Source organism: Janthinobacterium sp. SUN073, from assembly GCF_030397665.1.
Taxonomy (GTDB): Bacteria; Pseudomonadota; Gammaproteobacteria; order Burkholderiales; family Burkholderiaceae_D; genus Janthinobacterium.
Genome location: NZ_JAPUBT010000003.1, coordinates 21,412 through 44,449, shown reverse-complemented (window position 1 = coordinate 44,449; position 23,038 = coordinate 21,412). Strand labels below are relative to the sequence as shown.

The window sequence follows — 23,038 nt, the reverse complement described above, 5'->3', positions numbered from 1 at the left end:
ACAACAAGGAGGCGCCATGAATGCGATCAGTTTATTAATCCAAGACCACAAGGCCGTCAAAGCCTTGTTTGCCCAATATGAGGGCTTGAGCGACCGCTCATTGGCCACCAAGAAAAAGCTGGCGGACCAGATTTGCCAGGAATTGACCGTGCACACGCAGCTGGAAGAAGAAATCTTCTACCCGGCCGTGCGTCGCCCCATCCACGACGGCGACCTGATGGACGAAGCCCTCGTCGAGCACGCGAGCGCCAAGGAACTCATCGCGCAGATCGAAGCGATGGACCCCGCCGACGACCTGTATGACGCCAAGGTCAAGGTCCTGTCCGAACAGATCGAACACCACGTCAAGGAAGAAGAGGGCGACATGTTTCCCAAGGTGCGCGACACGGCCGTCGACCTCGTCGCGCTGGGCCGGGAAATGGCCGCGCGCAGGGAACAGCTGACGGGCGTGGCCGCCTGAACGTATTAAAAAAATCAACAACCAAGGGAGTACTCCATGCAAGCTACACAACTGTCCGCGTCGGACCTGAACAATCCTGGCGTGTCCTGGGGCGCCGTGCTGGCGGGAGCCGCCGCGGCCGCCGCCTTGTCTTTCATCCTGCTGATCCTCGGCGTGGGCCTGGGCCTGTCGTCCGTGTCGCCGTGGTCGTTCAACGCCACGGCGATCGGCGTGTCGACCATCGCCTGGCTGGCCTTCATGCAGCTGGCCGCGTCCGGCATCGGCGGCTACATGGCGGGCCGGCTGCGCGTGAAATGGAGTTCCATCCATACGGATGAGGTGCATTTCCGCGATACGGCGCACGGCTTGCTGGCCTGGGCCGTGGCTACCCTGATCACCGTGGCCGTGCTGGCCGGCGGCACGCGCGCCGTGCTCAGCGGCGCCATCGATGCGGGCAGCGGCGTGGCGGCGGCAGTGTCCCCGGCCGCGGCGGCGGGTGCCGGTGCGGCGGGTGCGAAGGCGGGCGAGGGCGGCAGCGCCAATCCGCTCGATTATTTCTCGGACATGCTGCTGCGCACCGCGCCAGCGGCCGAGGCGGGTGCCACGGTTGCCGACCAGCGCGTGGAAATCGGCAAGATCTTCGCAACAAGCCTGTCCACGGGCAGCCTGGCCGCCGATGACCGCGCCTACCTGGGCCAGGTCGTGGCCAGCCGCACGGGCTTGACGCAGGCTGAAGCGGAAGCGCGGGTCGACGCCGTTTATGCCCGCGCCGCCAAGGCCGCCGCCGATGCCAAGGCGAAAGCACAGCAGGCGGCCGACACGGCCCGCAAGGCCGGCGCCCATACGGCGTTGTGGATGTTCGTCGCCTTGCTGCTCGGTGCTTTCGTCGCCAGCCTGGCGGCAACGTTCGGCGGCCGCCAGCGTGACCACGAGCGCGTGCTGCGCCACGTCACCATCTGAACCCCCACCATATAAATAAGGAGTCTGCCATGCGTTCCATCCTCTTGCTGCTGCTGGGCATTCCATTGCCCATCGTCATACTGATCGCCCTGTTCGTACACTGACAAGGCAAACATGAAAATCGGCGCCCGCCGCAAGCCGGGCGCCGTTTGTGTTGAAGCGGGCGCATGTGTAAGATGGCGCCATCTTTCCACCGAGACTATCCATGAATGTGACCGCCATCCGTCCCTTGCTGAAAACCGCCGCCATCGCCGCTTTTGCGTGCACTATGCTGGCCTCGTGTTCCACCCTGATCGGCCCGCGCGACGTGAATGTGTCGCTGAGCAAGATGCAGCAAGGCCTGGAGCGCCGCTTTCCCATCGACAAGCGGGTGCTGTCCGTGCTGGACGTCAAGCTGACCCACCCGCAACTGTCCTTGCAGCCCGAGCGTGAAAGAGTCGCCCTGAGCGTGGATGCCAGCGTCTTGCCACCGTTCATACGCCAGAGCTGGCGCGGCAGCCTGGCCATGTCGGGCCGGCTGGTGCTCGACGCCCAGCGCAACGCCGTCTACCTGAGCGAAGCGAGCGTGGACAAGGTCAGCATCGACGGCATGGACGAGTCGCAGCAGCGCCAGTTCGCCAAGGTGGCCAGCCTGGTGGCCGACCAGCTCATGCATGAAACGCCGATCTACACCTTCAAGCCCGACGAATTGCGCTATGCGGGCGTGCAATTCGTGCCGACGCAGATCAGGACGACGGGCAACGGGCTGACGGTGACGTTCGAGCCGGTGAAGTAGGGCCAGGCTCTGTCATCGCCGAACAGAGAAACCTCCGTGAACTCCCTTCGACAAGCATCGATATTTATTGTGCTATAGTAATATTTGCTTAAATAGTAACATTTACTGATCTTGGGACAGCGATGATGAATATCAGCACGGCAGGAATTCGATCCGGGGCGCTGTCTGCCGCGGAAGGCGGCAAGACCTCATCGGATAGGGCGCCGGCCATGCAGGCGCCAGCCGCCGTGGCGGACGATGTCGTGATCTCGACCCTGGCCGGGCGTTTATCGGCGGCATCGGCTGCCACCAGCGCCACCATCCGGGGCTACGATCATGCGGCACTGGGTGCGTGGGTGAATGGGAATGCCACCGACATCCTGTATCCGCTGGACGCCGAACACAAGGCGGCGGCCGCCAGGCAGGTGCCGCAACCGAACGACGCGGCAGCGGCAAAGTCGGCTGCTGCAGCGACGGCGTTTGTCGACAGGAAGGGACCCAATCCATTCGCTGGCTTGTCGCGCGAGCAATTGTCCGCCATTTCGAACGACGACAGCGGGACCTTTACCATCAACGAGCGGCGCGCCGCCTTTACGCAGGCCTATGATGAAGAACAGGCCTGGCGCACCCAGGTCGTGGCGCAAGCCATGCAGGAATACAATACCACCGGCAAGATGACCAATTTCTTCAAGTCGGTGCTGGCGCATTTCAATACATTGCCGCAACTGGAACAGTCGCAATATCCCGCCAATTATGCGAGCGACCTGGAAGACAAGATCAAGCTCGATTTCAATTATTTCAATCACGCGGCCGGCAATGGTGGGCCAACGCCGGGTTCGCTTGCAGACCTGCTGAAAAATCAGGATAAAAAAGGCCTGGATCTGTTCGATCTGCTGATTCGCTGATTTCTGGAATTGTTCAACTGTCATTGTTGCCCGTAGGCAGGCCGACTATAATCCTGCCTCCCATGCCTGGACACAGCATGTTCCCCAACATGAAGTTAAAACAATTAAAGGAATCTTCGTGAAACGTTCACTCATCAGCGCCGCCTGCTGCGCCTTGCTCGCCTTATCTTCGCCGTCGCTGTACGCCCAAGCTACCAATGCGACCGCGCCCGTATCGGGCATCGACCTGAAAACCCTGGACCCTGCGGTCAGCCCCCGGGATGATTTCTACGGTTACGTCAACGGCGTCTGGACCCGCAACACGGATATCCCGGCCGACAAATCCGTCTGGGGCACGTATATCGAATTGCGCGAAATCGCTCAGGGCCAGTTGCGCGGCCTGATCGATGCCACCGTCAAGAACCCCGGCAAGCCCGGCAGCGAAGCGCACAAGATCGCCGACCTGTACACGAGTTTCATGAATGACAAGGCGCGCGATGCGGCCGGTTTCAAGCCCCTGCGCGCCGAGCTGGCCCGCGTCGCCGCCTTAAAAGACAAGAAAGACTTGCCGGCGCTGCTGGCCTACCTGCAGGGCAATGGCGTCGCCACGCCGTTTTCCGCCTATGTGGCGCCCGATGCGCAAGACCCCGAGCGCTACACGGTCAACATCAGCCAGTCCGGCCTGGGCTTGCCTGACCGCGATTACTACCTGAAGGAGGACGACGCCAAGCTGCAAGCCGTGCGCACCAAGTACCTCAAGCATATCGAAACCATGCTGGCCATGAGCGGCGACAAGGCCGCTGCTGACCACGCGGCGCAAATTCTCGACCTCGAAACGCGTTTGGCGGCCGTGCAGTGGACGCGCGTGCAGATGCGCGACCCCGTCAAATCGTACAACCGCGTCGATTTCGATAAATTTACAGCACTGGCGCCGGCCTTCGACTGGAACGCCTACTTTACCGCCGCCGGCCTGGCGAAAAAGGCATCCTCGGCGGTGGTGCGCCAGCCCAGCTTCATGACAGGTTTTTCCGAGGCCGTGGCCGCCGTGCCGCTGGCATCGTGGAAGAGCTATCTGAACTGGCGCATCATCGAAAGCTATGCCTCCTACCTGGACAGCGCCACGGTCAAGGAGCGCTTCGCCTTTGACGGCACGGTGCTGCGCGGCGTGCCGCAAAGCGAACCGCAGTGGCAACTGGCGCTGCGCTTCACGGATAACGCCATCAGCGATGCCGTCGGCAAGCGCTACGTGGAAATGTATCTGCCGCCGGAAACCCGCCCCCGCGTGATGGCCATGTTCGACAATTTCGTCGCCTCGTTCAAGGATGGCATCGAGCAGCTGGACTGGATGGGCCCGGAAACCAAGAAGGAAGCCCAGCTCAAGCTGGCAGCCTTGAAGCCGAAGATCGCCTACCCGGATAAATGGCGCGACTACGGCAGCATGCAGACGCGGCCGAACGACCTGATCGCCAACGTGCGCGCCGCGCGCGCATGGAGCCGCCAGCAAAACCTGGGCAAGCTGGGCAAACCGGTCGACCGCGACGAATGGTCGATGACGCCGCAAACCGTCAACGCCAGCTACAGCCCGGCCTTGAATGCCATCACGATCCCGGCCGCCATCTTGCAGCCGCCATTCTTCAACGTGAAAGCGGAAGACGCCGTCAATTACGGCTTGCTGGGCATCACCTTCGGCCATGAAATCAGCCATGCCTTTGACGATTCTGGTAGTCAATATGATGCCAAGGGCCGTCTGCGCAACTGGTGGACGGCAGAGGACCGCACGGCCTTCAAGGCGCTGGCCGCCGGGCTGGTCAAGCAATATGGCGCCTACAGCCCCGTACCTGGCTACCATATCAATGGCGAGCTGACCCTGGGTGAAAACATCGGCGACAATTCCGGCCTGTCGATCACCTACAAGGCATACCAGCGTTCCTTGAACGGCAAGCCATCGCCAGTTATCGATGGCTTGACGGGCGAACAGCGCCTGTACATCGGCTTTGCGCAGAAATGGCGCGCCAAATTGCGTCCCGAAGCGGCGATCGCGCAGATCAAGAGCGACCCCCATTCGCCGGGCGAATTCCGCGCCAAGGGCACGGTCAAAAACCAGCCCGGCTTCTATGAAGCGTTCGGCATCAAGCCGGGCGACCCGATGTATCTGCCACCCGAGCAGCGCGTGATCATGTGGTAATTCATGTGGTAAGCCCGTAGGGCAGTCGCGCACCGCGCCGGGGACTATTCCTTGGCGTGGTTCAGCGTGTAGCGGGGCAGTTCCACGGTCAGGTCTTCGCGGCTTACGCGGGCCTGGCACGACAGGCGCGAGTGGGACTGCAAGCCCCAAGCCTGGTCGAGCATGTCTTCCTCATTGTCGCCCAACTCGTTGAGCGACTCGAAACCCCGCACCACGACCACGTGGCAGGTGGAACAGGCGCCCACCTGGCCGCAGGCGTGTTCCATGTCAATGTTGTTGAGCAGCAAGGCGTCGCAAATACTCATTTTCTCTGGCGCGTCGAACACGGCGCCGTCGGGGGCCAGCTCGGGATGGGGCAGGACGGTGATTTTTGGCATGCGGGATTCTCCTTGAGTTCCTTGAATACCGTTACCTTGGACCTTCCCGCCTTGGCAAGGTCAAGCCCCTGCGCAATCCTGCGCGGTGATGCAATCGTCCAGATGATCGAGCAATTGCAGGAATACGCGTTTATCCGCCACGTGATTCATCGTGGCACTCGTCAATACATCGCTGGCAGCGGCCGTCACGGCCTCCTTGGCTGCCATGCAGGCGGCATGCAGTTGCGCACGATCCAGTTCCAGCAGCGCCGTCGCTATGCCTTCGCGCGTGAAGTCGTAGGCATCCATGCCGCAGCAGCCGGCCACGCAATGGGTTTCCAGGCGGCAGATCAGCGGCCACAGCTCCCCCAGCAAGGCATCGATGTCGATCGCCTGGGCATAGCGGCCGTCAAGATCGATGAATTCGATCCAGGCGTCGTCGCCGATCTGGATATCGTACTGGCGGTCGCGTTCGGTCATTTTCTAAAATTCTCCTGGTCAGTGGCATTGCATGATAAAAAAACCGCCCGAAGGCGGTTTGATCAAACAGGCAAGGCCCGTTGCTAGATGAAGTAGATCAGCGCGATGACGCCCACGACGAGGGCCACGCGGGTGAGCTGGTAGGCCGTCTTGTTCCACGCCTTGAAGCGGCGGCGGTACTGGCCCATGGTCCAGGAAATCTGGAACAGTTTACTCACGCCGCCCACCTGGTCGCCCAGTTCGTTGGGCGAGGCGGCGGCCGTCATCAGCGTGCGGCCCAGCCAGCGGTTCAATCCTTGCGCCCAGCGGTAGCGCATCGGGCGTTCGATGTCGCAGAACAGGATGATGCGGTCGCTGTCGGCATCGTTGCGGGCCCAGTGGATATACGTTTCATCGAACATCACGGCCTGGCCGTCGCGCCAGCTGTGGCGTTCGCCATCGACGTCGATGAAGCAGCGGTCGTCGTTCGGCGTCTGCAAGCCCAGGTGGTAGCGCAGCGAGCCGGCGAACGGGTCGCGGTGCGGGTTGAGCTTGCCGCCTTGCGGCAGTTCCGCGAACATGGCGGCCTTGATCGACGGAATCGATTGCAGCAGCGCATAGGTTTGCGGACACATTTGCTGTGCCGACGGGTGATTCGCGTCATACCATTTCAGGTAGAAACGCTTCCAGCCATATTTGAAGAAGGAATTGAAACCCACGTCATTGTTTTTTTCAGCCGCCTTGATCTTTTTCATTTCCTGCATGCGCAGCGCTTCATCGCGTATGATTTGCCAGTTCTGCTGCAGCGGCGCCAGTTCCGGAAATTGATCGACGGAAAGATATGGCGTGGCCGGCACCTTGGAAAAGGTGTGCATGAACAGGTTCAGCGGCGCCATGAACGAGGAGTGATCGAAGATCTGGCGGCGAAACGGCAGGCGCACCTTGCCCCGAAAATGAATATGTAAAACAGAAAATACAAAAATGCCCAGCAAGGCCCACTTCATACACAACCTCGTTTTTTAAGAATGGGGCAATTATAACCAGTTAATGTCCGTGTCACCCCATGCCATGCTGAAGGAAGGATGAAGCAGCGCGCGCGTGCCGGCTGCCCTACAATGGTTTTTTCTCCACACTTATCCGAGGTAATCATGGAAATCTGGCACGCACCGCTCGACCTGGCCACGCTCAACGCCGCCAGCGAGGGCACGGCCATGCGCCACCTGGGCATCGAATTCACGGCCTTCGGCCCCGACTGGATCGAGGCGACCATGCCCGTCGACCACCGCACCATGCAGCCTTTTAAACTGCTGCATGGCGGCGCTTCCGTTCTGCTGGCCGAGACCCTGGGCAGCATGGCCGCGAATGCCTGCCTGGATAATCGCCGCCATGTCAGCGTGGGGCAGGAAATCAACGCCAACCACGTGCGCGGCGTGCGCGGCGGCCACGTGACGGGGCGCGCCACGCCGATACACCGGGGCCGCAGCAGCCAGGTCTGGGAAATCCGCATCGTCGACGACGACGGTAAACTGTGCTGCATCTCGCGCATCACCATGGCCGTCATCGACGCTCCTTGACTTGCATCAAAGCATTAAAAGTGAGCGCGTGGAATCATCCATAACGCTGTTCGCTTATAATTCAGTGTGCTGTTGTATGGCGTGGGGTGTCTCCCGCACGCCTGCATTGCCCGAAATTAGAAGCTGACTGCCCAAAAAACGCCAGTTAGAAACCCATCCCGCATCATGCGGGAAAGGTAACACGACGGCGAGCAGATCGCCCGGTTCTAGCGGAACCGGCAAAAATCAACTTTATTACAGGGCAATAACAACAATGATGTCATTCAATCGTTTGACGATAGGCGCGCGCCTGAGCGCAGGCTTCGGGCTGCTGGTCTTGCTCATGCTGGTGCTGGCCGCCTTCGCGCTGCTGCGCATCGGCGCCATCTCCGGTGCCATGGACGCGCAGGACAAGGTACAGCAGGAAAAGCTCGACCCCCTGTACGTGGCGCGCGAAGCGCTCGACCAAACGGGCCTGGCCGCCCGCAACGCGTATATCTTCCATGACCTGGCCGCCGCCGAAAAAGAGTTGGCCATCCTCGACAGCCAGAAGGCGTTGTACCTGGACGCGCTGGCCCGGCTGGCGCCAAAGTTTGCCGGCGATGCCCAGTTCGAGAAAGTCAGCACGGGCCTGAAAACCATGGCGCAGGAACTGCAGCGTCCGCGCCAGTTCCGCGCCACGGGGCAGATGGAGCAGTACGGCACCTTCCTCGTCGAGGAATGCAGCCCGTTGCGGCGCCAGATCGTCGCCGACATCGATGCGGTCCTGAAAAACGTGCAGCGCGAATCGGAGCAGGCCAGCGTGGCCGCGCGCGCCATCTACGGCCAGTCGCTGCGCTGGATCGGTGTGCTGGCCGCGCTCAGCGTGCTCATTTGCATTGCGGTCGCCACCGTCATCACGCGGGGATTGCTGCGCCAACTGGGCGGCGAACCCGCGTATGCGGCCTCGATCGCCGGGCGCATCGCGCTGGGCGAACTGGCCATCGACGTGCACACGCGCGATGGCGACGACAGCAGCTTGTTGTTTGCGATCAAGACCATGCGCGACAACCTGGCCGCCATCGTCGGCAAGGTGCGCCTCGGTACGGAAAGCATCGCCACGGCCTCGACCGAGATCGCTTCGGGCAACCGCGATTTGTCGCAGCGCACGGAGCAGCAGGCTGGTTCGCTGGAAGAGGTCGCCTCGTCGATGGAAGAACTGATTTCCACCGTGCGCCAGAATGCGGACAACGCCCAGCAGGCGAACCATTTGGCGCGCGAAGCGTCGAAGGTGTCGGAGCAGGGCGGCAAGGCGGTGGCCGAAGTGGTGCACACCATGGGCCTGATCAATGCCTCGTCGAACAAGATCGTCGACATCATCGGCGTGATCGACAGCATTGCTTTCCAGACCAACATCCTGGCCTTGAACGCGGCCGTGGAAGCGGCGCGCGCCGGTGAGCAGGGGCGCGGTTTCGCCGTGGTCGCCACCGAGGTGCGCAGCCTGGCACAGCGTTCCGCTGCCGCCGCGCGCGAAATCAAGACCCTGATCGACGATTCCGTCAGCAAGGTGGGCACGGGTACGGTGCTCGTCGAGCAGGCGGGCGCCACCATGCATGAGGTAGTGGCCGGCATCGGCAGGGTGACGGGCATCATGGCCGAGATCAGCCACGCCACGCAGGAGCAGGGCGCCGGCATCGAGCAAGTCAACCGCGCCATCGTCGACATGGACCGCGTCACTCAGCAAAATGCGGCCCTGGTGGAACAGGCGGCCGCCGCCGCGCACGAACTGCAGCAGCAGGCGGCGCAGCTGGAACAGGAAGTGGGCATCTTCAAACTGGCCCCGCCGGCCAACGCTCCCCTGCGCCTGGCGGCCTGAGGCCGATGGCGCGGCAGCGCGGCGCGCCGACAGGCATATTCCGCGCTACAATGAGAGCTGGATCACCGCCAGGACTTCTCATGCAAGTGCGCAGCAGCCATGATCTATCCAGCCCGGACGACGACCAAGCGGCGCCGCCCGTGCTGCAGCTGGCCCTTGCCGGATTGGGCTGGGGCTTGCTCACCTGCATGCTGTGCTTTGCCATCCTGTTCCTCACCAAATGGCTGTTGCCGCCCGCATACTGGGGCGCGCACACGGGTCTGGCCAAGTTCAAGCACGAAATGTCGCTGCCCCTGCTGGTGTTCTGGGTCGTCATCTATTCTCCCATCCTGGAAACCTTCCTCGGCCAGCTGCTGCCGCTGGAAATCCTCAAGCGCCTGGGCGCCAGCCGCCAGCTGAGCATTTTCATCGGCGCCATCCTGTGGGCCATCGTGCATTTCATCAGCGGCGGCTTGCTGCACGCCATCGTCGCGCTGGGCTCGGGCGCCATGTTCAGCTTTGTCTACCTGCGCTACCGTGCTCCCGGCGTGGCTGTTGCCTATGCGACAACGACATTTTCCCGCGCCTGCAACAATATCGCCATCCTCGTCGCCGTGTTCTACGGCCTAGATGCCTAAGTAATCCTCAGGAAATTATTGTGAAATTATGACGAACAGAACCGGATGCTATGCAAGGCGCCTGCTGCTAGCAGTGGGCAACGCCGCAGAGCGCCGGTTATGGAAGTCAGAAATCACAATAATTTATTGGGGGTTGCTTAGTTTTCAACATTTTTCGTGAGATGATGGTGGCGGCATTCTGGCCTGTGGAAAGTATGCGGTTCCAGTGAAACACTTTATCCTTACGTGAACATGAAAAACTTTCTAATCTTCCTTGTGTTTGCTTTGAATGTATCAGTCGTTCAGGCGGAGAAAACAACGCAAATCTATCTTGATAATGGCGAATTGAACTACGTCGGGGAAATTTCACAAGCTGGAAATAAAGAGCTATTCGAATTATTCGAGTCGCTGGACAAAAAACCGGCAATACTGTCGATACGTAGCAAGGGTGGCAATACGGATTCTGGCATCGCACTAGGCACCTGGGTCCATGCGCGTGGTCTTACGGTCAAGGTCCTGGAGTATTGTTTTTCTTCCTGCGCCAATTATGTGTTCACGGCCGCACCTCACAAAATCGTCAGTAACTTCGCTGTCATCGGATATCACGGCGGACTTGGCAGCAGTCATTTTGGACTCGATGCGGAACAGGAAGCCAGGTTCGCTGCAATGCCGGTAGCCGAACAAGCCGCCGCCCGCACAATTTTTGATGATTCAATCCGGCAGATGGTAGAACTTAAACGGCAAGAGGAACGGCAATTCTTTGCGCTGATAAAGGTCAATCAGGAAATTACTACCTTGGGGCAAGCTCCTCAATATGTGCAGCGCTATGGAAGTGACGACCGTTTTCTGGGATGGACTTTTTCAGTGGACGGTTTTGCAAAGCTGGGCGTATCGAATATCCGTGTGATCTATCCTCCCTGGCGAGCAAAATTCATCAATTCAGATTTTTCTGTATTTGTCATTGATGTCATTTGACGCAATGCCTGCCCGCAGCGCCCATTGCGCGCCATGACGGCGCCGAATTGACTATGATTGGTAGCCGGCCCTCCCGCACGGGAAGGCGTTCCTATCCCGACTATTCCAACCAAGGGAGACATCATGCACAGCGTACAAAAGATTACCCCATGTTTATGGTTCAACGGCAACGCCGAGGCGGCGGCCCGGTTTTATACGGAAATATTTCCCAATTCGAAGATTGGCCAGATCCTGCGCTATGGCGAGGAAGGCAAGGAAATCCACGGCCAGGAGCCGGGCAGCGTGCTGACGGTGGCTTTCGAGCTGGACGGCCAGACGTTTACGGGCTTGAACGGCGGCCCCCTGTTCCAGTTTTCCGAAGCCATCTCGTTCCAGGTCAACTGCGAGACCCAGGACGAGGTTGACCATTACTGGAACCAGCTGTCCGAAGGCGGGCCGCCGGAAGCGCAGCAGTGCAGCTGGCTCAAGGACCAGTTCGGCGTGTCCTGGCAAATCGTGCCCACCCTCATGATCAAGCTGCTGACGGACCCCGATCCCGTCAAGGCGCAGCGCGTGATGAAAGCCATGATGGGCATGAAAAAGATCGACATTGACGAGATCAAGCGGGCGTACGCGGGCTAGAAACTGGCCCGCAAGGTCAGCTGCGCGTTACGCGGATCGCCATAATAGCCGCTGCCGTACAGGCCATAGCCACTGTAATAGCGCTTGTCGAAGACATTATTGAGGTTCAGCACGGCACTGAGCCGCTTGCTGAACTCGTAGCGCGCCATCAGTCCCGCCACGCCAAAGCTGCCTTCGTCGGCGCGTGCCGTCACGTCGCCTGCCAGGACGGTGTGGTAATACGTCCGGCCCTGCCAGTTGACATTGCCGCCCACGCTCAGGCGCCGCCAGTCGCCGCCCAGGCGGTAGCTGGTGGCCAGCTTGAAGCTGCGTTCGGGGCGCGTCGTATCGATGCGCTGGCCATCCTTGTCGCGCGGGCGGCTGAACGTCGCTCCCGCCTGCACTTGCCAGCCAGGCAACAGCTGGCCTGCCAATTCCAGTTCCACGCCGCGCGTGGTGGTGCCGTCGATGGGCCGGTAGACTTCCCGTTCGTTGGCGTCCGTGCCCACGTAATCGGCCAGGTTGTCTTGCTGGATATGAAAGATGGCCACGCTGGCGTTCAGCTTGCGCTCGAAAAACTCGCCCTTGATGCCGCTTTCCCAGGACTTGCCCGTGGTGGGCGGCAGCGCCCTGGCATTGGCGTCGCTGACCGATTGCGGCTCGAAGATGCTGGCATAGCTGAGATACGCGGAATACGTGCCGTTCAAGTCGTAGACGGCGCCCGCATACGGCACCAACTTGTGTTTTTCCTTCGCGTCGTCGCGGCCCGTGCCGCCCCAGCCGTAGATCAGCTCGCCCGTGCGTTCATAGCTGTTCAGGCGGCTGCCGACGATCAGCGACAAGCCATCGGCCGGCTTGAAGCGCGCCGCGCCGTACGCCGCATATTCCTTGTAGCTGTATTGTTGCGTCAGGCTGACGGCCATGCTCGCAGGCAGGGGTACGTTGTTGTTCCAGTGACGGTAATCGATTTCCACATTGCCGCCGCCATAGGCCAGGTAGTCGGAATTGCGGTGACTGGCGTTGACGCCCAGCACCAGCTCATGCTGGCGGCCCAGCCACTGGAACGGTCCCGTGGCGTAGGCGTCGAGCGAATTGCTGTCGATGACATAGGTTTTTGCGCCGCGCTGCACGGTGGCCAGGCCCGTGGCCGGGTTCGGGTACGGGCCCCAGCTGATGATGTTCGCTTGCAACTGGTCCGTATCGCCCTTCCAGTGGCTCGCTTCCGCCTTGACTTGCCAGCCGTTGTCGAACAGGTGCTCGGCGGCGGCGAACACGCGCGTGCTGGTGCTGCCCGCGTCCGTCCAGCGGGCGGCGGGGTTGAAGGCGCGCTCGAACCGCGTCCGGCTGCCATCCGTGTAGAACAGGGGATTCTGGCCGAAGGACGAACCCTTCGAATCGATTTTCTGGTAGTCGATGCCCGCCAGCACGCGCGTGCGCGGCGACAAATCCGCTTCGATGACGCCGTACACCACGCTCTTGTTCTGCTGGTAATAGTCGATGTAGGAGCCATGATCCTGGTGCGCGGCCACCAGGCGCGCGCGCACGGAAGCGTCCGCATTCAAGGGACCGGAGACATCGGCTTCCGCGCGGTAGCGGTCCCAGCTGCCGATGCCCGCCTGCGCGTATGCCTGGAACTGGCGCGTGGGTTTCTTGCGCACCAGGTTGACGGCGCCGGCGGGGCTGCCGGCGCCGCTCATCAGGCCATTCGCGCCGCGCACCACTTCCACCCTGTCGTAGATGGCCATGTCGCGGATGCCCAGGCCGTTCGAATTGGTGCTGAAATCGAAGGTGGGCACGCCATCGTACTGGAAGCTGTTCAGGCTGAAGCCGCGCGCATAGTAATTGTAGCGCTCCGAATCGTCATGCGAAACGGTCACGCCCGGCGTCTGCTGCAGCACGTCGGCCAGGCTGAGGACACCCTGGTCATCCATCTGCTGGCGCGTGATGACGGTCAGCGATTGCGGCGTTTCGCGTGGCGACAGGGTAAAACGCGTGGCCGTGCTGGCCAGCGCCGCAGCATAGGCGCCACTGCCTTCCGTCTCCAGCACCGGCTCGCCGCCGGCCGTGACCGTGATTTCGGCCAGTTGCTGCGCGCCATCCGCCGCATTCGCCGACCTGGGTAGCGGGCGCAGGACGAAGTCGTTGGGCGCCAGTTGCAGCGCCGCCAGGCCGCTGTCGCTCAGCAGCGCATCGAGGCCTGCCGCGGCACTGTAGTTGCCGGCCAGGCCGGCCGTGCGCAAGCCGCGCACCTCGGCCGCCTGGTAGGTGAGCGTCAGGCCCGCCTTGCGCGCCAGCTGTTCCAGCGCCGCATCGAGCGGGCCGGCGGCGATCTGCAGGGCATGGACGGCGCTGGCGTTGCCGGCCAGGGACTGGTTTTGCTGAGCCAGGACGGGCGCGGCGCCAAGCAGCAGCAGGGTGCTGGCGACGGCGGCAGCCAGCCGGGAACGGACGGGAGCGGGGAAGGGCTGAGGGCAGGGCGGGAAGGATGGAGTCATATATCGCTATCAAGTTGGGTGGTATCAAGCTGTATGCCGTGCGGCCAGCCCCATCCCCTCATCTTTTTTACGCTTTTTTCAGCGTGACCCAGAAACGCGTGCGGTAGACAGCCACGATGGGCTGCGTATGCAGCAGCACGCGCAGGGCCCGCTCGGGATCGTCCAGCTGGAAGACGCCGGAAACGGGCAAGTGGGCGATATCGGCGTCGCACAGCAGCAAGCCACGCCGGTGGCGCGCCAGTTCGGCCACCAGCTGGCCTAGGGGCATGTCGCGCGCGGCGATCACGCCATCGAGCCAGGCGGCCGGATCGTCATGGGCCGTCTCGCGCCAGATGCGCGCGCCATCCGTCAGGACGCTGTCGCCGGCCTGCACCAGCAAGGGCCGCGCCGCGCTTGCGGCTGTCTGCAGCTGCACCGCGTGCTCCTGCACGGCCAGGCGCGTCAGCATGCCATCGGCGCCAGCGAGGCGGCGCACCGTGAAGCGTGTGCCCAGCGCCAGCATGCGCGCTTCGCTCGTGTCGACGAGAAACGGCCGGCGCTGCGGGTCGGCTTGCGTGGTAATGGCAATTTCGCCATGCAGCAAGGTCAGCAGCCGTTGCGCGCCATCGAAGCGCAGCCTGACGGCCGTGCCCGCATTCAGGTGCAGCAAGCTGCCGTCCGGCAGGCGCACGGCCAAACGCTGCCCCGTGCCCGTGCGGTAGTCGGCGCGCGTGTCGATGGCGAACCAGGTGGCCGTACCGGCAAAACCGATACCGGCCAGCACTTTCAGGGCCTGGCGGCGCTGGCGGCGGCGCGCCAGGCTGGCGTCGAGGGTGGCGCGGCTCGCTTCCGGCGGCAAGCCCGAAAACTGGCTGCCGATGGCGGCGAGGCGTTGCCACGCCTGTTCGTGGCCGGGATCGGCATCACGCCAGCGCTGCAGCGAATGCAGCGCGTCCGGCGTGGCGCCATGCATTTGCAGGCGCACGGCCCAGGCGATGGCTTGCTCCACGGGGTCATCCGGCAAGGCTGTGGCCGTTACTGGAAATGTCACTGGAAATAGACGCGGTAGCAGGCGCGCCAGGCGCTGGCCAGGTCGCGCTCGACGGTGGCCAGCGAGACCCCGAGCCTGGCGGCGATGGCGGGACCCGTCAAGCCGTCCAGCTGGGCCAGCAAGAAGGCCAGCCTGGCGCGCGGCTTGAGGGCATCGAGCGCCGTATCGAGGCGCACCAGGGTGTCGATGATCAGCAGCCGCGTTTCGGGCGACGGTGCCGTCTGCTCGGGCAGGGCGGCCAGCGCCTGCAGGTAGGCGTATTCCACGTCGCGGCGCCGGTAATGGTCGATCACCAGGCCTTGCGCGATGCGCGTCAGGTAGGCGCGCGGTTCGCGCAGGGCGGGTTGTGGCCGTTCGCGCCGCTGCAGCAGGCGCATGAAGGTGTCGTGCGCCACGTCGGCCGCATCGGCGCCGCAACCCAGTTTATGCCGCAGCCAGCCCTGCAGCCAGCCGTGGTGGGCGCGGTACAGGGTGGCAAGGTCGGGCGGTGCGGCAGGGTTCATGGCGGCAAGGACGATGATGGATGATGGTTAATTGAGAATCATTCTCAATTATTGCATTGCCAGCTTGCGCTGGCAAGTACCGCCGCCAGCGGCCGCACCGTTGGCGCGCCCTGTCCAAGAGGGCCGGCATTTGTTATAGTCCCAGCCATCTTTCCAACGCCACCTGACCTTGCCATGACCATTAGCACCAGCACCAGCAGCACCATCGCGCCCCGCACCTTCGGCACGCCCCTGTCTTCCACCGCCATCAAAGTCATGCTGCTGGGTTCTGGCGAACTGGGCAAGGAAGTGATCATTTCGCTGCAGCGCCTGGGCGTGGAAGTGATCGCCGTCGACCGCTATTCGAACGCGCCCGGCCACCCCGTGGCGCACCGCTCGCACGTGATCGACATGAGCGACGGCGTGGCCTTGGCCGCGTTGATAGCCCTGGAAAAGCCGGATCTGATCGTGCCGGAAATCGAAGCCATCGCCACGGAGACCCTGGCGGCGCTGGAAGCGGCCGGGCAAATCACCTGCATCCCGAACGCGCGCGCGGCCGTGCTGACGATGAACCGCGAAGGCATCCGCACCCTGGCGGCCGAAACGCTGGGCGTGGCCACGTCGCCGTACCGCTTCGCCAGCAGCCTGCAAGAGTTGCAGCTGGCGTGCCAGGAAATCGGTTTTCCCTGCGTGGTAAAACCCGTGATGTCGTCGTCGGGCAAGGGTCAGTCCAAGCTCGATGGCCCGCAAGATGTGGATGCGGCGTGGGCGTATGCGGCCAGTGGCGGCCGGGTCGACACGGGCCGCGTGATCGTCGAAGGCTTCATCGACTTCGATTACGAAATCACCCTGCTGACGGTGCGTGCCGTCGGCGCGTCGGGACAGATCGAGACGCAGTTTTGCGAACCGATCGGCCACTTGCAGGTGCAGGGCGATTACGTGGAATCATGGCAGCCGGCCCGCATGGCGCCGCTGGCCCTGGAGCGTTCGCGCGAGATCGCGCGCAAGGTGACGGATAACCTGGGCGGCCTGGGCCTGTTCGGCGTGGAGCTGTTCGTCAAGGGCGACATGGTGTGGTTCTCGGAAGTGAGCCCCCGTCCACACGACACGGGCATGGTCACCATGGCCAGCCAGGTGCAGAGCGAATTCGAGCTGCACGCGAAAGCCATCCTGGGCTTGCCCGTCAACGTGACGCTGCGTTCGCCCGGCGCCTCGGCCGTCATCTACGGCCAGCTGGAAGCGAAAGGCATCGCCTTCGAAGGCGTGGCCGATGCCTTGAGTGTGCCGGGTGCCGACCTGCGCCTGTTCGGCAAGCCTGAATCGTTCGCCCGCCGCCGCATGGGTGTGGCGCTGGCCACGGCCGACGATATCGACACTGCCCGCGCGCGCGCCGTGCTGGCCGCGTCGAAAGTCAAGCCGGTGGCGAGGTAATGGCGGGCCTGCCGCTGGCCGACGCCGGCGGCGACGACGTCAAGCGCAAGCTGCGCGGCCACATCGCGCGGCGCAACCTGGCCGGCGCCGCCAGCGATTGCAAGTGGAACGAACTGTTGGCCCTCATGCGCGGGCGGACTGACTGGGTGCCGTCGTACCGCTACGGCTCCGTGTCCGGTTACGTCTCGCGCTGGGATACGGAATGGGATTACCACCCGCCGTTCCCCTTCATGGGCGTGGAATGGTTCGACATCGGCCTGACCTCGGAAGAACACGTGGCCATGCTGCTGCCGAAAAAAATCATCGACCACGGTGTGTGGATCGTGCCGGAGCTGGAACGCATCGGCTTCGATTTCGAGGTGCGAGATAGCGTGGCACGCATCTGGGGCTATCTGCCCCGTTCCTACGAAGATTTTCCTCCCTCCGACTCATTCAAAGACCAATCTCATGCCTGAAAACATTATCCCGCAAGTAGCGCAACCGGACGACGCCGTCGTCGGCAAGGCAGCGGGCGCACAGATGCTGGCCACGGCCTGCGCCGCGCGCGACGCTTTTTATGCCACCCTGGGCACGCTGGATGCCGACGTGCTGGCGCCGATGCTCAATCCCGCCTTCATGGGAGGTCCGCGCTGGCCATCGTTGCGCCAGGCCTGGCGCGTGATCCGCCGTGCCGATTCGATCATCATCGCCAGCGACGGCTTGAGCGATCCGTTCGAGGATGACGACGACGTGTTTGTGCCGCGCGGCCATTTGCTGGAAGTGTGCATCGAGGCGCCGCTGTCCGCCTTCGACGGCGCTCCCATACAGGCATCGTGGCTGTTCGACGTGATTTATCAAGTCAGCCAGAACGTGGCCGACCACGGCTCCATCGACTTGCTGCTGCAGCGCCACGGCAGCGTCTCGATGGCGCTGGACGTGCAGGATGCGCCAGCAGGCCTCGAAGACGAGAATGAACAGGTGGGCGTGCTGCTGGCCCAGGGCGCGGCCACGCTTCCCCCGTCTTTCGACACGCCATATGGCGAGGTGATGCTGCTCATCGCCACCGTGCTGCAGCCGGCCGAACTGGCGCACATCGGCGAGGCCGAAGACAAAGCGCAGTCGCGGCGCGACCTGGCCGCCGCGCTGGCCGGCTCGCCGACCGGGCATTGGAGCGTGGCCGCGCGGCCGGCCGTCATTCCCCGCTAGGCGGTTCTGCCGGCGGTACGGCCGGTTTTTCCGGTTCGGCGGCCGACGCGTCAACAGCGACGGCGGGCGCGGGCGGCGGTTCTTTCCACTTGCCCACCGCCTTCAGCTTGTTCTTCAGCCCCGGCAGCGGAAAGCCCAGCGCATAGGCTTTTTGCGCGTGCGCGCTGGCCTTCTCGTATTCCTTCTTTTTCACATACATCAAGCCCAGGTTGTACTGAATGGTGGCCTGCTCGGGCGCCAGGCGGCTGGCCGCGTCCAGCTGTTCCAGCGCCATGGCATCCTGGCCCGTGGCCAGCAGGTAGCTGCCATACACCATGCGCGCCGTCACGTCGTGCGGCGCGAAGGCGATGGCCCGTTCGAAGTAGCAGCTGACCGTGTAGCGGGCGCCGTGTGGTTGCGCGCTTTTCAGGCGCAAGCCCAGCTTGGCCATCGAGGCCAGCGCCCGGTGGTGGTTCGGGAAGTGCTCCAGGGTGTAGCTGATGTCGCCGCCCAGGCTGCCCGTCATGCCTTGCGTGAGCGTTTCCACGGCGCGCGAAAAATGGAATTGTTCGACCACGGACAGGTCCTTGCGGTCTTCCGCGCTCGTGTAGTCGCCGCCCGTGGTGCCCTTGACGTAGGGCGGGCAGGCTGCGGCGCCGGCGCCGCAGCAGCAGGCGGCCAGGGCGCAGGCAAGTATCAGGTGTGTCATGCTGTTCCCCTGTGGCTGACCTGGTCCAGCAAGTCGGCCAGGGCGTTGCTGCGGGCTTGCCGCGATTGCAGGGCGATGGCGGCGGGGCTGGCCAGCGGCGCGCGGCCCTGGCGCGCCAGTTCCAGGAAGCGCAGCAGGGCGCGCGCGCAGTCGGCGCTGGACGCCAGCTGGCCGATGGTGTCGATGCCGCAGTGGCGCAGCTTGGCCGCGCTGTCGCCCGCCAGGTCGGTCAGCGCCAGGATGGGCCGGCGGCAGCGCAGGTATTCGTACAGCTTGGCGGGAATCTGCGCATTGCAATTGGCCGCCTGCAGCAGCAGCAAGCCGTCGGCCGCCAGCATTTCCTGCAGCGCCGCGCCGTGCGGCTGCAACGGTTCCAGCCGTACCAGATCGAGGATGCCGTATTTCACCAGCAGGCTGGCCAGCCATGCGTCGTGGCCCGTGGCGCGCAGCACCAGCTGGAAATTGCGCGCATGCAGCAGGCCGTCGTGGCGCAGCCGTGCCAGCGCCTCGAACAGCGCTTGCGGATCGCGCTCGGACGGGTAGATCACGCCGCTGTGCAGCAGCAGGAAGCGGCTGCGGTGGCCCGTGCGCGCATGGCTGCCGTCATTGCCGTCTTCGTCGTAGCCGTTCTCGATCAGGTGGAAGCGCTCGCGCCCCACCTGCGCCAGGCGTCTCCGGTGCGCATCGATGGCGCCCGGCGTGGTGCAGACGATGGCCGCGCTGCGCGCCGCGATACGCTGTTCTATCCACGCATGCATGCGGTGCAAACGCACTTCGGACGGATACGGCGCCAGCGGGTCGCTGTCATCGAGCATGGGGTCGCGCTGGTCGGCGATCCATGGCAAGCCGCTGAGTTTTTGCAAGGTCAGCGCGATCAGGTGCGCCGTGGCGATCGGGTACGTCGACCAGATGGCATCGGGGCGGTATTCGCGGATCATGCGCAGGCCGGCCGGCACGGCGCTCAGCCACCAGGAACTCCAGCGGTCGGGCAGGGCCAGGCAGCGCGGATAGCGCCCGGCGATGGCCAGGTGGCGCGCCGCGTCCAGCGCCAGGGTGCGCCGCACGGTGGCGCGCTCCCCGATCTGCGCCAGCTGGGACATGCCTTTCTGCGCATACGCGGCAGGGCTGGGACTGAGCACCAGCGGCTGCCAGCCGCAGTCGGGCAAATGGCGCGCAAAGCCCAGCGTGCGCAGGATGCCGCTGCCGCCAGCGAACGGTGGAAAATGGTAGGCGACCATCAGCACCCGTTTTGGTCGGGCCGCGTTTGGCATTGTCCTTACCATGACTGCAGCCAGCGTGCGCACAACTGTTCGACTTCGCCGCGCCAGGCGGCGCTGGCGAAGGTGTGGTTGGCGCCATCGACCTGCGCCTGTGTCCATTGCGCGCGGGCGGCAACGGCGCGCCAGGCCCCGTCGCCATGGAGCAGGGTTTGCCACTCGCGCGCGCCCAGGTCGTCGCCGCTGAGGATCAGCAGCACCTTGCCCTGGAATTGCGTCAAGGCCCGCAGCAGGGCCGGCGCGGGCGCGTCGTCTGCCTGCGGGGCGGCTTCCTGCGTGGCGGCCGCCACCTGCCGCAGCGACGCCAGGCTGGCACCCGGCTGCAGTCCGCCGCTGGCCAGCTTGCGCCAGAACGCGCCTTGCAGCAGGCGCGGCAAATAATAATGGCGCAAGGTGGCGCGCGCCAGTCCAGCGCTGCTGCGCACCCACGGATTGAGCAGGATCAGGGCATTGACGCGCGCATCGCGCGGCGCATGGCAGGCGGCCGCCGTGGCGCCGTCGCACAAACCCCACAGCGCCACTTCGCGCAAGGTCGGCACGGCATCGAGGAATTGCGCCAGCGCGCCGGCGATGTCGGGGCCGGCGGCGCGGTAATCGCGCGCGCTACCCTCGCTGTCGCCCATGCCGCGCAGGTCGAAACGCAGCACGGGCCAGCCTTGCGCGGCCAGGGCGCGGGCCAGCAAGACGAACTGGCGATGGCTGCCGACCCGGTACTGCGGGCCGCCCGTGACGATCAATATGCCGCGCGGTCCCGGTGCGGCGGGCAGGCTGAGGATGCCGACCATGCGCGCCTGCGCTTCACCGTCTTCGGCCGCGCTGCGAAAGCGCAGGGGCAGCTCGCGCACGCTGTGTCCTGCGAGTTGCTGCTGACTGCTGTCGCGCTTCATGGCGGCGTCCTTTCCTCGTCGAGCCAGTCGCGGCACAGGGTGCGCGTGGCGGCCAGCAGTTGCGGACACGCCAGCAGCTCGCCGCTGTGCCAGAACGGGCCGTCGCCGAAGCTGGCCACGTGCACGGCTGCGCCCTGTTCGCGCCAGTGGCGCGCCAGCGGCGGCAACGGTGCGCCGGCTTGCTCCGGTGCCTGGTAATCGAGCCAATAGACAGGTATCGCGGGCACCGAGGGCAGCAGCGCCGCTGCGCTGACGCCGTCGATGGCCAGCGCCAGCTCGGGTGCCAGCAGGTAGCCGGCCACTTCCACAGATTCACCCTGCGCCAGTGCGGCGCGCGCATGGCCGGGCGCTTCCTGCCCCCCGCCGGCCAGCATGCTGGACGCCAGGCGCAGGCGCAGGAAGCGGTCGATACTGCGCCGTCCATCGGCTTCCGGCTGCCATAGCAGCAAACGCGCCAGCGGCAGCGGCGCGCGGCTGGCGAAATCGAGGGCCAGCAGGGCGCCCAGGCGCAAGCCCCACATGGTCAAGGGGCCGTCGACGCGCTGCGCCAGCCACGCGCAAGCCAGGTGCAGGTCGTTGTGCCAGATGTCCCAGCGCGCTTCGCAGAAGTCGCCGCTGCTGTCGCCGCAGCCAAACAGGTCGATCTGCAGCACGCTGTAGCCAGCGGCGGCAAAGGCGCGCGCCTGCGCGGCGGCCACGTGGCGGCTTTTATTCAGTTCTTCCGCAAACGGATGCACGTAGACGATGCCGCCGCGCGCGCTGCGGCCCGGCGGCGGCAGGTGCAGCAGGCAGTAGCGCTGGCCGCCGCTGGCGGGCAGGAAGAAGGGCAGCAGCGGCAGCGCGTCGAGGGCGGCGCTGTTCATGGCCGCAGCTGTGCAAACACGAAGTCGTGCAGGGCGCCCACGGTGGCGAAGTGGCGCGCGTGGATGTCGTCGTCGGCGACAGTGATGCCGAAATGGTCTTCCAGCGCGGCGATCACGCCGATCACGGCCATCGAGTCGAGTTCCGGCACGCTGCCCAAGAGCGGCGTGTGCGCTTCCAGCGCGCGCCCGTTCAAGCCCAGGGTGGTGTCGAGGATGCGTTTTACTGCTTCAAGATGCGGCATGTCAGCTCCAGGGAAGGGTAGTGCGGCAGGGACGACGTATCGAAGGCCAGGCAGGGGATGTCGTCCGGGCGGCGCGACAGGTGGACATACGGCGGCAGGCTGGCGGCCATCCATTGCCAGCGCCCGCAGCGGATAAAGGTGGCCGTGCCCAGCGCGTGCGTGCCCAGTCGCGCATGGGCGCCCAGCGAGGCGCGGTTGAAGCGTGAGATGCGGCTGCATGACCAGCGCACGCCCTGCGCGTGCAGCGCGGCGTTGGCTTCTTCCCACAGGCGGGCGAAGACCAGGCCGCCGCGCTGCTCGGGATGCACCCACACGTCCAGATCCCACGACGACTGGTTTGAGGCCAGCGCATAGCGGGCGCGCACCTCGTCTTCCTGGCAGCCGTGGCGCAGCAGCCAGATCCAGCCGGCCATGCCAGACTTGTCACGCGCCACCAGGCATTGCGCGCCCTGGCGGTAGCGTTCGCCCAGTACGCCGGGGCGGCGCGCGGGGCCGGGCGGCAAGTCCGCTTCCTCCAGGCAGGGCTTGACGGTGATGGCCTGGCCACGCCCGCGGCACAGCGAACCGGGCGCCACGGCCTGCGCGACGAATTGATAACGATATAGCGCGCAGCGCCCGCCCGGCATCATCGCCAGCAAGCGCGCCACGGCCAGCCAGGCGCTGTCGCGCCAGCCCAGCTGATTGAGGCTGGCGCTCAGCCGTTGCAGCAGGGGAAATTGTCGAAACAGGGCCATGGCGGTAAGGGATGAGGCGGCTATGCAGCCAACGCTGTCCATTAGAGCGCAGCGGCCAACGGCGGTCTTGCGCCGGCTCAAGCTGTGTTGCTGAAACTGTTAATTGAT

25 protein-coding genes are annotated in these 23,038 nt (G+C 64.2%); 13 read left to right on the top strand and 12 right to left on the bottom strand.

Features of this window, described 5'->3' with window-relative positions; genetic code table 11:
* The first annotated feature begins 16 nt into the window (after positions 1-16).
* The 5 genes from O0882_RS10940 (at position 17) to O0882_RS10920 (ending at position 5,222) form a co-directional block, all read left to right on the top strand.
* Positions 17-460, top strand: a complete 444-nt coding sequence (locus O0882_RS10940) for a hemerythrin domain-containing protein (protein ID WP_289947841.1) — start codon at positions 17-19, stop codon at positions 458-460.
* Positions 461-496: 36 nt separating this feature from the next.
* Positions 497-1,399, top strand: coding sequence for a hypothetical protein (locus tag O0882_RS10935; RefSeq protein ID WP_289947839.1), 903 nt, complete (start codon positions 497-499; stop codon positions 1,397-1,399).
* A gap of 205 nt (positions 1,400-1,604) precedes the next feature.
* Positions 1,605-2,174: a DUF1439 domain-containing protein gene (locus O0882_RS10930; protein ID WP_289947836.1), complete on the top strand. Its 570-nt coding sequence runs from the start codon at positions 1,605-1,607 to the stop codon at positions 2,172-2,174.
* Between the two features lie 209 nt (positions 2,175-2,383).
* A complete protein-coding gene (locus O0882_RS10925; RefSeq protein ID WP_289947833.1) occupies positions 2,384-3,058 on the top strand; it encodes a hypothetical protein in 675 nt (224 codons plus the stop codon).
* Between the two features lie 118 nt (positions 3,059-3,176).
* A complete protein-coding gene (locus tag O0882_RS10920) occupies positions 3,177-5,222 on the top strand; it encodes a M13 family metallopeptidase (RefSeq protein WP_289947832.1) in 2,046 nt (681 codons plus the stop codon).
* A gap of 44 nt (positions 5,223-5,266) precedes the next feature.
* Here O0882_RS10920 and fdx read toward each other — a convergent pair whose 3' ends face one another.
* The 3 genes from fdx to lpxO form a co-directional block, all read right to left on the bottom strand.
* Positions 5,267-5,599, bottom strand: a complete 333-nt coding sequence (gene fdx, locus O0882_RS10915) for an ISC system 2Fe-2S type ferredoxin (protein WP_289947830.1) — start codon at positions 5,597-5,599, stop codon at positions 5,267-5,269.
* A 60-nt stretch (positions 5,600-5,659) separates the two neighbouring features.
* Positions 5,660-6,058, bottom strand: coding sequence for a DUF6331 family protein (locus O0882_RS10910; RefSeq protein ID WP_289947828.1), 399 nt, complete (start codon positions 6,056-6,058; stop codon positions 5,660-5,662).
* Between the two features lie 83 nt (positions 6,059-6,141).
* Positions 6,142-7,041 carry a lipid A hydroxylase LpxO gene (gene lpxO / locus O0882_RS10905; RefSeq protein WP_219137087.1) on the bottom strand — a complete coding sequence of 300 codons (900 nt, stop codon included), beginning with the start codon at positions 7,039-7,041 and terminating at the stop codon, positions 6,142-6,144.
* A 144-nt stretch (positions 7,042-7,185) separates the two neighbouring features.
* Between lpxO and O0882_RS10900 the strand changes: the two genes are divergently transcribed.
* From O0882_RS10900 to O0882_RS10880, 5 genes are all read left to right on the top strand, one after another.
* Positions 7,186-7,611 (top strand): hotdog fold thioesterase, encoded by a 426-nt coding sequence (locus tag O0882_RS10900; RefSeq protein WP_289947826.1) that lies wholly within the window; start codon positions 7,186-7,188, stop codon positions 7,609-7,611.
* 253 nt (positions 7,612-7,864) lie between these two features.
* Positions 7,865-9,445, top strand: coding sequence for a methyl-accepting chemotaxis protein (locus O0882_RS10895; RefSeq protein WP_289947824.1), 1,581 nt, complete (start codon positions 7,865-7,867; stop codon positions 9,443-9,445).
* A gap of 80 nt (positions 9,446-9,525) precedes the next feature.
* Positions 9,526-10,062, top strand: coding sequence for a CPBP family glutamic-type intramembrane protease (locus tag O0882_RS10890; RefSeq protein WP_289947823.1), 537 nt, complete (start codon positions 9,526-9,528; stop codon positions 10,060-10,062).
* A 231-nt stretch (positions 10,063-10,293) separates the two neighbouring features.
* Positions 10,294-11,016 (top strand): hypothetical protein, encoded by a 723-nt coding sequence (locus tag O0882_RS10885; protein ID WP_289947821.1) that lies wholly within the window; start codon positions 10,294-10,296, stop codon positions 11,014-11,016.
* Between the two features lie 120 nt (positions 11,017-11,136).
* The gene (locus O0882_RS10880) at positions 11,137-11,637 is read left to right on the top strand and encodes a VOC family protein (protein WP_289948462.1); all 501 of its coding nucleotides are present in this window, start codon (positions 11,137-11,139) and stop codon (positions 11,635-11,637) included.
* Here O0882_RS10880 and O0882_RS10875 read toward each other — a convergent pair.
* From O0882_RS10875 to O0882_RS10865, 3 genes are all read right to left on the bottom strand, one after another.
* Complete coding sequence (locus O0882_RS10875; RefSeq protein WP_289947818.1) at positions 11,634-14,111, bottom strand: TonB-dependent receptor; 2,478 nt, start codon at positions 14,109-14,111, stop codon at positions 11,634-11,636. The two genes, O0882_RS10880 and O0882_RS10875, sit on opposite strands and share 4 nt — an antisense overlap.
* Positions 14,112-14,178: 67 nt before the next feature.
* Positions 14,179-15,114, bottom strand: a complete 936-nt coding sequence (locus O0882_RS10870; RefSeq protein ID WP_289947817.1) for a FecR domain-containing protein — start codon at positions 15,112-15,114, stop codon at positions 14,179-14,181.
* Between the two features lie 23 nt (positions 15,115-15,137).
* Positions 15,138-15,644 carry a sigma-70 family RNA polymerase sigma factor gene (locus O0882_RS10865; RefSeq protein ID WP_289947815.1) on the bottom strand — a complete coding sequence of 169 codons (507 nt, stop codon included), beginning with the start codon at positions 15,642-15,644 and terminating at the stop codon, positions 15,138-15,140.
* A gap of 174 nt (positions 15,645-15,818) precedes the next feature.
* Here O0882_RS10865 and purT point away from each other — a divergent pair, with 174 nt between their 5' ends.
* From purT to O0882_RS10850, 3 genes are read left to right on the top strand one after another with little or no spacing between them, the layout of a single operon-like run.
* Positions 15,819-17,054: a formate-dependent phosphoribosylglycinamide formyltransferase gene (gene purT, locus O0882_RS10860; RefSeq protein WP_289947814.1), complete on the top strand. Its 1,236-nt coding sequence runs from the start codon at positions 15,819-15,821 to the stop codon at positions 17,052-17,054.
* On the top strand, positions 17,054-17,509 hold the full coding sequence (locus O0882_RS10855) for a DUF6678 family protein (RefSeq protein ID WP_289947813.1): 456 nt from the start codon (positions 17,054-17,056) through the stop codon (positions 17,507-17,509). The genes purT and O0882_RS10855 overlap by 1 nt, the downstream gene beginning before the upstream one ends.
* On the top strand, positions 17,502-18,239 hold the full coding sequence (locus tag O0882_RS10850; protein WP_289947810.1) for a hypothetical protein: 738 nt from the start codon (positions 17,502-17,504) through the stop codon (positions 18,237-18,239). Before O0882_RS10855 ends, O0882_RS10850 begins: the two co-directional genes overlap by 8 nt.
* Here the strand turns inward: O0882_RS10850 and O0882_RS10845 are convergent.
* From O0882_RS10845 to O0882_RS10820, 6 genes are read right to left on the bottom strand one after another with little or no spacing between them, the layout of a single operon-like run.
* Positions 18,226-18,927 carry an ABC transporter permease gene (locus O0882_RS10845; protein WP_289947808.1) on the bottom strand — a complete coding sequence of 234 codons (702 nt, stop codon included), beginning with the start codon at positions 18,925-18,927 and terminating at the stop codon, positions 18,226-18,228. The two genes, O0882_RS10850 and O0882_RS10845, sit on opposite strands and share 14 nt — an antisense overlap.
* Positions 18,924-20,198 carry a glycosyltransferase gene (locus O0882_RS10840; protein ID WP_289947806.1) on the bottom strand — a complete coding sequence of 425 codons (1,275 nt, stop codon included), beginning with the start codon at positions 20,196-20,198 and terminating at the stop codon, positions 18,924-18,926. The genes O0882_RS10845 and O0882_RS10840 overlap by 4 nt, the downstream gene beginning before the upstream one ends.
* Positions 20,199-20,203: 5 nt before the next feature.
* The gene (locus O0882_RS10835; RefSeq protein ID WP_289947805.1) at positions 20,204-21,091 is read right to left on the bottom strand and encodes a hydrolase 1, exosortase A system-associated; all 888 of its coding nucleotides are present in this window, start codon (positions 21,089-21,091) and stop codon (positions 20,204-20,206) included.
* A complete protein-coding gene (locus O0882_RS10830) occupies positions 21,088-21,954 on the bottom strand; it encodes a hydrolase 2, exosortase A system-associated (protein ID WP_289947803.1) in 867 nt (288 codons plus the stop codon). The genes O0882_RS10835 and O0882_RS10830 overlap by 4 nt, the downstream gene beginning before the upstream one ends.
* Positions 21,951-22,196, bottom strand: a complete 246-nt coding sequence (locus tag O0882_RS10825; RefSeq protein WP_289947801.1) for a phosphopantetheine-binding protein — start codon at positions 22,194-22,196, stop codon at positions 21,951-21,953. The genes O0882_RS10830 and O0882_RS10825 overlap by 4 nt, the downstream gene beginning before the upstream one ends.
* Positions 22,175-22,930, bottom strand: coding sequence for a hypothetical protein (locus O0882_RS10820; protein WP_289947799.1), 756 nt, complete (start codon positions 22,928-22,930; stop codon positions 22,175-22,177). The genes O0882_RS10825 and O0882_RS10820 overlap by 22 nt, the downstream gene beginning before the upstream one ends.
* Between the last annotated feature and the right edge of the window lie 108 nt (positions 22,931-23,038).

Coding starts and splice junctions, on each gene's coding strand:
- O0882_RS10940 (WP_289947841.1), top strand. CDS start 17: ATGAATGCGATCAGTTTATTAATCCAAGACCACAAGGCCGTCAAAGCC.
- O0882_RS10935 (WP_289947839.1), top strand. CDS start 497: ATGCAAGCTACACAACTGTCCGCGTCGGACCTGAACAATCCTGGCGTG.
- O0882_RS10930 (WP_289947836.1), top strand. CDS start 1,605: ATGAATGTGACCGCCATCCGTCCCTTGCTGAAAACCGCCGCCATCGCC.
- O0882_RS10925 (WP_289947833.1), top strand. CDS start 2,384: ATGCAGGCGCCAGCCGCCGTGGCGGACGATGTCGTGATCTCGACCCTG.
- fdx (WP_289947830.1), bottom strand. CDS start 5,599: ATGCCAAAAATCACCGTCCTGCCCCATCCCGAGCTGGCCCCCGACGGC.
- O0882_RS10910 (WP_289947828.1), bottom strand. CDS start 6,058: ATGACCGAACGCGACCGCCAGTACGATATCCAGATCGGCGACGACGCC.
- lpxO (WP_219137087.1), bottom strand. CDS start 7,041: ATGAAGTGGGCCTTGCTGGGCATTTTTGTATTTTCTGTTTTACATATT.
- O0882_RS10900 (WP_289947826.1), top strand. CDS start 7,186: ATGGAAATCTGGCACGCACCGCTCGACCTGGCCACGCTCAACGCCGCC.
- O0882_RS10895 (WP_289947824.1), top strand. CDS start 7,865: ATGATGTCATTCAATCGTTTGACGATAGGCGCGCGCCTGAGCGCAGGC.
- O0882_RS10890 (WP_289947823.1), top strand. CDS start 9,526: ATGCAAGTGCGCAGCAGCCATGATCTATCCAGCCCGGACGACGACCAA.
- O0882_RS10885 (WP_289947821.1), top strand. CDS start 10,294: ATGAAAAACTTTCTAATCTTCCTTGTGTTTGCTTTGAATGTATCAGTC.
- O0882_RS10875 (WP_289947818.1), bottom strand. CDS start 14,111: ATGACTCCATCCTTCCCGCCCTGCCCTCAGCCCTTCCCCGCTCCCGTC.
- O0882_RS10865 (WP_289947815.1), bottom strand. CDS start 15,644: ATGAACCCTGCCGCACCGCCCGACCTTGCCACCCTGTACCGCGCCCAC.
- purT (WP_289947814.1), top strand. CDS start 15,819: ATGACCATTAGCACCAGCACCAGCAGCACCATCGCGCCCCGCACCTTC.
- O0882_RS10855 (WP_289947813.1), top strand. CDS start 17,054: ATGGCGGGCCTGCCGCTGGCCGACGCCGGCGGCGACGACGTCAAGCGC.
- O0882_RS10850 (WP_289947810.1), top strand. CDS start 17,502: ATGCCTGAAAACATTATCCCGCAAGTAGCGCAACCGGACGACGCCGTC.
- O0882_RS10845 (WP_289947808.1), bottom strand. CDS start 18,927: ATGACACACCTGATACTTGCCTGCGCCCTGGCCGCCTGCTGCTGCGGC.
- O0882_RS10840 (WP_289947806.1), bottom strand. CDS start 20,198: ATGCCAAACGCGGCCCGACCAAAACGGGTGCTGATGGTCGCCTACCAT.
- O0882_RS10835 (WP_289947805.1), bottom strand. CDS start 21,091: ATGAAGCGCGACAGCAGTCAGCAGCAACTCGCAGGACACAGCGTGCGC.
- O0882_RS10830 (WP_289947803.1), bottom strand. CDS start 21,954: ATGAACAGCGCCGCCCTCGACGCGCTGCCGCTGCTGCCCTTCTTCCTG.
- O0882_RS10825 (WP_289947801.1), bottom strand. CDS start 22,196: ATGCCGCATCTTGAAGCAGTAAAACGCATCCTCGACACCACCCTGGGC.
- O0882_RS10820 (WP_289947799.1), bottom strand. CDS start 22,930: ATGGCCCTGTTTCGACAATTTCCCCTGCTGCAACGGCTGAGCGCCAGC.